At 58.3% G+C, this 6,458-nt stretch carries 8 protein-coding genes; all 8 read left to right on the top strand.

Annotated elements, in window-relative coordinates; genetic code table 11:
• A partial coding sequence (locus ACIPLA_RS27765; protein ID WP_401177625.1) for a tRNA-guanine transglycosylase occupies window positions 1-314 on the top strand: 314 nt, incomplete at its 5' end.
• Window positions 315-357: 43 nt separating this feature from the next.
• The gene (yajC, locus tag ACIPLA_RS27760) at window positions 358-693 is read left to right on the top strand and encodes a preprotein translocase subunit YajC (RefSeq protein WP_008014002.1); all 336 of its coding nucleotides are present in this window, start codon (window positions 358-360) and stop codon (window positions 691-693) included.
• Between the two features lie 63 nt (window positions 694-756).
• Window positions 757-2,625, top strand: a complete 1,869-nt coding sequence (secD, locus tag ACIPLA_RS27755; protein ID WP_192344165.1) for a protein translocase subunit SecD — start codon at window positions 757-759, stop codon at window positions 2,623-2,625.
• Window positions 2,626-2,634: 9 nt separating this feature from the next.
• Window positions 2,635-3,549, top strand: coding sequence for a protein translocase subunit SecF (gene secF, locus ACIPLA_RS27750; protein ID WP_192344166.1), 915 nt, complete (start codon window positions 2,635-2,637; stop codon window positions 3,547-3,549).
• Between the two features lie 121 nt (window positions 3,550-3,670).
• On the top strand, window positions 3,671-4,222 hold the full coding sequence (locus tag ACIPLA_RS27745; protein WP_123498043.1) for a glycine zipper 2TM domain-containing protein: 552 nt from the start codon (window positions 3,671-3,673) through the stop codon (window positions 4,220-4,222).
• 133 nt (window positions 4,223-4,355) lie between these two features.
• A complete protein-coding gene (gene xerD / locus ACIPLA_RS27740) occupies window positions 4,356-5,252 on the top strand; it encodes a site-specific tyrosine recombinase XerD (RefSeq protein ID WP_123498045.1) in 897 nt (298 codons plus the stop codon).
• Between the two features lie 266 nt (window positions 5,253-5,518).
• Entirely contained in the window at window positions 5,519-6,250 is a 732-nt protein-coding gene (gene dsbC / locus ACIPLA_RS27735) for a bifunctional protein-disulfide isomerase/oxidoreductase DsbC (RefSeq protein WP_401177619.1), read from the top strand.
• A 132-nt stretch (window positions 6,251-6,382) separates the two neighbouring features.
• On the top strand, window positions 6,383-6,458 hold a 76-nt coding region (locus ACIPLA_RS27730; protein WP_401177628.1), incomplete at its 3' end, for a hypothetical protein.

Below are 6,458 nucleotides of genomic sequence, written 5' to 3'. Positions count from 1 at the left end.
GTAATGCCCGCTTTGGGCTTATTTTCTTTGATACAGGCGTGCTGAAGATCCTTAACGCGTTGCTTCGACATGATGATTCGCCGCTGGATCCGACCTGCGATTGCTATACCTGCCAGAACTTCTCCCGTGCTTATCTGCACCATCTGGACAAATGCGGCGAAATGCTGGGTAGCATGTTGAATACCATCCACAATTTGCGCCATTACCAGGTGCTTATGGCTGGTTTGCGCGAGGCTATTCAACAGGGTACATTGGCCGCCTTTGTCGATGCCTTCTACGCCAAACGCGGGTTACCTGTTCCGCCTTTGGACTGAGTTTTCTGACCCCAAGATTCAACATTTGCAACTGGAGTGCTAAATGAGCTTTTTTATCTCTAATGCCATGGCTGACGCTGCTGCACCTGCGGCAGGCCCAATGGGCGGCGGCTTTGAGTGGATTTTCCTGGTCGGTTTCCTGGTCATCTTCTACCTGATGATCTGGCGTCCACAGGCCAAACGCGCCAAAGAGCAGAAAAACCTGCTGGGCAGTCTGCAAAAAGGTGACGAAGTCGTGACCACCGGTGGTATCGCCGGCAAGATCACCAAAGTATCCGACGACTTCGTTGTTCTGGAAGTCTCCGATACCGTCGAAATGAAATTCCAGAAAGGCGCCATCGCCGCCACGCTGCCAAAAGGCACGCTCAAAGCGATCTAAGTTTCAACTTCTACTCAATCGACGGGGCGCGCAAGGCGCCCCGCGTCATAAGCGGGCGGCGTGATGCTGAACAAATACCCTCTGTGGAAATACATTCTGATCCTGGCGGTGCTGGCGGTCGGTCTGATTTATTCCGCTCCCAATCTATACCCTGATGACCCGGCCATTCAGGTCAGCGGTGCAAGCACTGCACTGCAGGTTACTCAGGCTGATCTGGATCGTGTGAGCAGCGCGCTCAAGGACTCCGGGATCAACGTCAAGGCGGCCACCCTGGCTGCGGGCGGCAAGGGCGGTCTGATCCGTCTGACCAAGGCTGAAGATCAGCTGCCAGCCAAAGACGTCGTACGCAAGGCATTGGGTGATGACTACGTCGTTGCACTGAACCTGGCACAAACCACCCCGCAATGGCTGCGCAGCCTTGGCGCGCACCCGATGAAGCTGGGTCTGGACTTGTCCGGTGGCGTGCACTTCCTGCTGGAAGTGGACATGGACAAAGCCCTCGATGCACGCCTGAAAGTCTACGAAGGCGACGTCAAGAGCCTGTTGCGTAAAGAGCGTCTGCGCTATCGCAGCCTGCCGCAACTGGGTGGTGCCATTCAGCTGGGCTTCACTGATGAAGCAGCCCGTGAAGAAGCGCGTGCGCTGATTCGCAAGAACTTCAACGATTTCGACATTGTTCCGGCCGACCTCAATGGCCAACCGGTACTGCGTCTGGCGATGACCCCGGCCAAGCTGGCGGAAATCCGCGAATACTCCATCAAGCAGAACTTGACCACGGTACGTAACCGCGTCAACGAGCTGGGGGTTGCCGAACCTATCGTTCAGCGCCAAGGCGCCAACCGCATCGTGGTTGAGCTGCCGGGCGTGCAAGACACTGCAGAAGCCAAGCGTATCCTCGGCAAGACGGCCAACCTTGAGTTCCGTCTGGCGGCTGAGCCTGGTGCTTCGAAAGCTACTTCCGAGGAATTCGAGTTCCGTGAAGGCAAGCGTCCTCCGGCGCTGATCGAGCGTGGCCTGATCATCACCGGTGACCAGGTGACAGACGCCAAGGCTGGCTTCGGCGAGCACGGCACGCCAGAAGTGAACATCCGTCTGGATGGCCACGGCGGCGAGCTGATGAGTCGTGCGACTCGCAGCAACGTCGGCCGCAGCATGGCGGTGATCTTCATCGAACAACGTCCGGTCACCACTTACACCAAGCAAGTGGTCAACGGCGTCGAGAAAGACGTACCGGTTCAGACGTTTAAAGAAGAGAAGAAGATCATCAGCCTGGCGACCATCCAGTCGCCGCTGGGTGCCCAGTTCCGCATCACTGGCCTGAACGGCCAGGGCGAATCGTCCGAATTGGCGCTGCTGCTGCGTGCCGGTGGTCTGGCGGCACCGATGTACTTCGCTGAAGAGCGCACCATCGGCCCAAGCCTGGGTGCTGACAACATCACCAAAGGTATCGATGCATCGCTGTGGGGCATGCTGTTTGTCTCGCTGTTCATCATGGCCATCTACCGCTTCTTCGGTCTCATCGCCACCGTCGCGCTGACGGTGAACATGGTGATGTTGCTGGCCTTGATGTCGTTGCTGGGCGCAACGCTGACCCTGCCGGGTATCGCCGGTATCGTATTGACCATGGGTATGGCGGTCGACGCCAACGTACTGATCTTCTCGCGGATACGTGAAGAGATCGCGGCCGGCATGACCGTGCAGCGGGCAATCAACGAAGGCTTCGGCCGGGCATTCACCGCGATTCTCGACGCCAACCTGACAACCTTGTTGGTCGGCGGGATTCTCTTCGCCATGGGCACCGGCCCGGTCAAGGGTTTCGCAGTGACCATGTCCCTCGGGATCTTTACCTCGATGTTCACGGCCATCATGGTGACCCGCGCGATGGTCAATCTGATCTTCGGCGGTCGTGACTTCAAGAAGTTGTGGATTTAAGGGGCTGCCATGTTACGTACAATCAACTTCATGGGCGTTCGCAACGTTGCGTTCGGCGTCACATTGTTCCTTACCGCACTGGCATTGTTCAGTGTCGCCACCAAGGGCATGAACTGGGGCCTGGACTTCACCGGCGGTACGCTCATCGAGCTGACCTACGAGCGTCCGGCCGATGTCACCAAGGTGCGTGAGCAACTGGCGACAGCGGGTTATCACGAAGCCATCGTGCAGAACTTCGGTGCTACTACCGATCTTCTGGTGCGCATGCCTGGCGAAGACCCGCAACTGGGTCACCAGGTGGCTGAAGCGCTGCAAAAAGTCGGCGGCGACAACCCGGCCCAGGTCAAGCGTGTCGAGTTCGTCGGCCCTCAGGTCGGTGAAGAACTGCGCGATCAGGGCGGCCTCGGCATGCTGATGGCGCTGGGCGGCATTTTGATCTACCTGGCTTTCCGCTTTCAGTGGAAGTTTGCGGTAGGTGCGATCGTTTCGCTGATCCACGACGTGATCGTGACCATCGGTATCCTGTCGTTCTTCCAGATCACCTTCGACCTGACGGTACTGGCGGCGGTGCTGGCGATCATCGGCTACTCGCTCAACGACACCATCGTGGTATTCGACCGGGTTCGTGAGAACTTCCGGGTACTGCGCAAGGCCAGCCTGATCGAGAACATCAACATCTCGACCACGCAAACCCTGCTGCGGACCATGGCGACGTCGATCTCCACCTTGCTGGCGATCGCGGCCTTGTTGTTCTTCGGTGGCGACAACCTGTTCGGCTTCTCCATTGCCCTGTTCATCGGTGTTCTGGCGGGTACTTACTCGTCGATCTACATCGCGAACGTGGTGCTGATCTGGCTGAACCTGAGCAGCGAGGACCTGATTCCTGCTGCGGTGGCTGAGACCGAAGTCGACGACCGCCCATAACGGTTATCGCTTTTCCAGCTGTAGCCCGAGAAGGCGCGAGTATTGAACTCGCGCCTTTTTTTATGCTCCAAGGCTGGGAGAAGCGCGGGTTTGTCCCGTCTGTGATGGTCAGGAGGTTCATGTGAACAAGTCGTTGCTGGTTGGTGCGGTATTGGGTGCTGTCGGTGTCACTGCCGGGGGTGCTGTTGCCACCTACAACCTGGTAAAAAGCGGCCCTGAGTATGCGCAAGTGTTGGCCGTTGAACCGGTCAAGACACAAATCAAGACTCCACGTGAAGTGTGCAAGGACGTTACGGTTACCCGGCAAGCGCCGGTGAAAGATCAACACCAGATCGCCGGTACGGTGGTCGGCGCGCTGGCGGGTGGCCTGTTGGGCAACCAGATCGGCGGCGGTACAGGCAAGAAAATCGCCACAGTGGCCGGTGCGGTCGGCGGCGGTTATGCGGGCAACAAGGTGCAGGAAGGCATGCAGGAGCGTGACACCTACACCACCACTCAAACCCGCTGTAACACCGTGAATGACATCAGCGACAAGGTTGTAGGCTACGACGTTCGTTATTCGCTGGATGGCAAGGAAGGCAAAGTGCGGATGGATCGCGATCCGGGCAACCAGATTCCGGTCGACAAGGAAGGCAAGTTGATCCTGGGGCAGAACGAACCGGCCCAACAATAAGCTGAGCGCCTCAAGCAAAAAGAAGCATCTCGAGAGGGATGCTTTTTTTGTGCCTGAATTTTATGTTCGCCGCCAACGTGCTATGAAAGACTCCTCATTTTTCGCGGCCTTACGCCTGCCTGTCCGAGACCCCATGCCTGCCATTGATCATCCCCTGATAGACCAGTTCCTTGACGCCCTGTGGCTGGAAAAAGGCCTTTCCGATAATACCCGCGATGCCTATCGCAGCGACCTGGCCTTGTTCAACGGTTGGTTGCAGGAAAAGGGCCTGGAGTTGATCAACGCCGGTCGCGAGTTGATCCTCGATCACCTGGCCTGGCGCCTGGAGCAAAACTACAAACCCCGTTCCACGGCGCGGTTTCTTTCCGGTGTGCGTGGCTTCTATCGCTATTTATTGCGGGAAAAGCTGATCGCAGTCGATCCGACGTTGCGTGTCGATATGCCCCAGCTAGGCAGGCCGTTGCCTAAGTCCTTGTCGGAAGCCGATGTGGAGTCGCTGCTGGCCGCGCCAGACCTGAGCGAAGCCATCGGTCAGCGAGACCGCGCCATGCTGGAAGTGCTTTACGCCTGTGGCTTGCGGGTCACGGAGCTGATCAGCCTGACGCTGGAACAGGTCAACCTGCGCCAAGGCGTGCTGCGGGTGATGGGCAAGGGCAGCAAGGAACGACTGGTGCCGATGGGCGAGGAGGCGATTGTCTGGGTCGAGCGGTACATGCGCGATGCCCGTGGCGAGTTGCTGGGCGGGCGCCCCAGCGATGTGCTGTTCCCCAGCCTGCGCGGCGAGCAGATGACCCGCCAGACCTTCTGGCATCGCATCAAACACCAGGCCAAGGTCGCCGGGATCGGCAAGTCGTTGTCTCCACATACCCTGCGCCATGCCTTCGCCACACACTTGCTCAATCACGGCGCCGATTTGCGCGTGGTGCAAATGTTGCTCGGCCACAGCGATCTGTCGACCACCCAGATCTATACTCACGTCGCCCGCGCACGTTTGCAGGACCTGCACGCCAAGCATCACCCACGTGGCTAACCGATGTGAGAGTGGTTTTATGTGGGAGCGGGCTTGCTCGCGAAGGAGGCCTGATATTCAACATTGATGTTGCCTGACACACCGCATTCGCGAGCAAGCCCGCTCCCACATAGAAGCCAGAGCCTTCAGGATGCCTTGCATCACCGGGAGTCGGCCACACTGGCCTTATGTGGTAGGCTTTGCCGGTTTGCACGATGGGCGGTTATGACCCGGTGTTTCGGCACGGGTGTTCTGATCGTCCCATTTGTCCGCCTTCAGGAGTTCTCATGCGTCTGACCCAGATTTTCGCCGCCGCAGCCATTGCGTTGGTCAGCACCTTTGCCATCGCCGATGACACGGCCGACAAAGCCATTCGTAAAAGCCTGCAAACCCTCGAACTCGACGTGCCGGTCGAAAGCATCACCGCCAGCCCGTTGCCAGGCCTGTATGAAGTCAAACTCAAGGGCAGCCGTGTGCTCTATGCCAGCGCCGATGGCCAATACGTCGTTCAGGGTTACCTGTTCCAGCTCAAGGACGGCAAACCGGTCAACCTGACCGAGAAGACCGAGCGCCTGGGCATTTCCAAACTGATCAATAACATTCCAGTGGCTGAAACCGTGGTTTACCCGGCCATCGGCGAAACCAAATCACACATCACCGTGTTCACCGACACCACCTGCCCGTACTGCCACAAGCTGCACGCGGAAGTACCGGAGCTGAACAAGCTGGGTATCGAAGTGCGTTATGTTGCGTTCCCGCGCCAGGGCCTGGGCTCGGCGGGTGACGAGCAACTGCAAGCCGTGTGGTGCTCCAAGGACAAGAAAGCGGCCATGGACAAAATGGTCGATGGCAAGGAAATCAAGGCCGCCAAGTGCGAGAACCCGGTAGCCAAGCAGTTCGCCCTCGGTCAGTCGATCGGCGTGAACGGTACACCGGCCATCGTTTTGGCCGACGGACAGGTCATTCCGGGCTACCAGCCTGCGCCACAAGTCGCCAAACTGGCACTGGGCGCGAAATAGTTTCGCATCGTCACGGTCAGCCTTGACGATCATGGTCTGGCGGCAACATTGTCGGGCCATTAATAGAGAGCCGCGAGTATGCGGTTGTTTTCACGGCCGGCCTTGAGTCGGCCGTTTTATGGGGAGTTCACAGTGAAACCGGTCAAAGTAGGCATCTGTGGGTTAGGGACCGTCGGTGGCGGTACCTTCAACGTACTTCAGCGCAACG

Source organism: Pseudomonas sp. NPDC086112, from assembly GCF_044746425.1.
In the GTDB taxonomy this organism is placed as follows: Bacteria; Pseudomonadota; Gammaproteobacteria; order Pseudomonadales; family Pseudomonadaceae; genus Aquipseudomonas.
The sequence above is the reverse complement of the archived record's forward strand: the minus strand, read 5'-3'. Positions and strand labels throughout refer to the sequence as shown.

Excerpts from the sequence above, each read along its gene's own strand:
- xerD (WP_123498045.1), top strand. The coding sequence starts at position 4,356 with ATGCCTGCCATTGATCATCCCCTGATAGACCAGTTCCTTGACGCCCTG.
- yajC (WP_008014002.1), top strand. The coding sequence starts at position 358 with ATGAGCTTTTTTATCTCTAATGCCATGGCTGACGCTGCTGCACCTGCG.
- dsbC (WP_401177619.1), top strand. The coding sequence starts at position 5,519 with ATGCGTCTGACCCAGATTTTCGCCGCCGCAGCCATTGCGTTGGTCAGC.
- secD (WP_192344165.1), top strand. The coding sequence starts at position 757 with ATGCTGAACAAATACCCTCTGTGGAAATACATTCTGATCCTGGCGGTG.
- secF (WP_192344166.1), top strand. The coding sequence starts at position 2,635 with ATGTTACGTACAATCAACTTCATGGGCGTTCGCAACGTTGCGTTCGGC.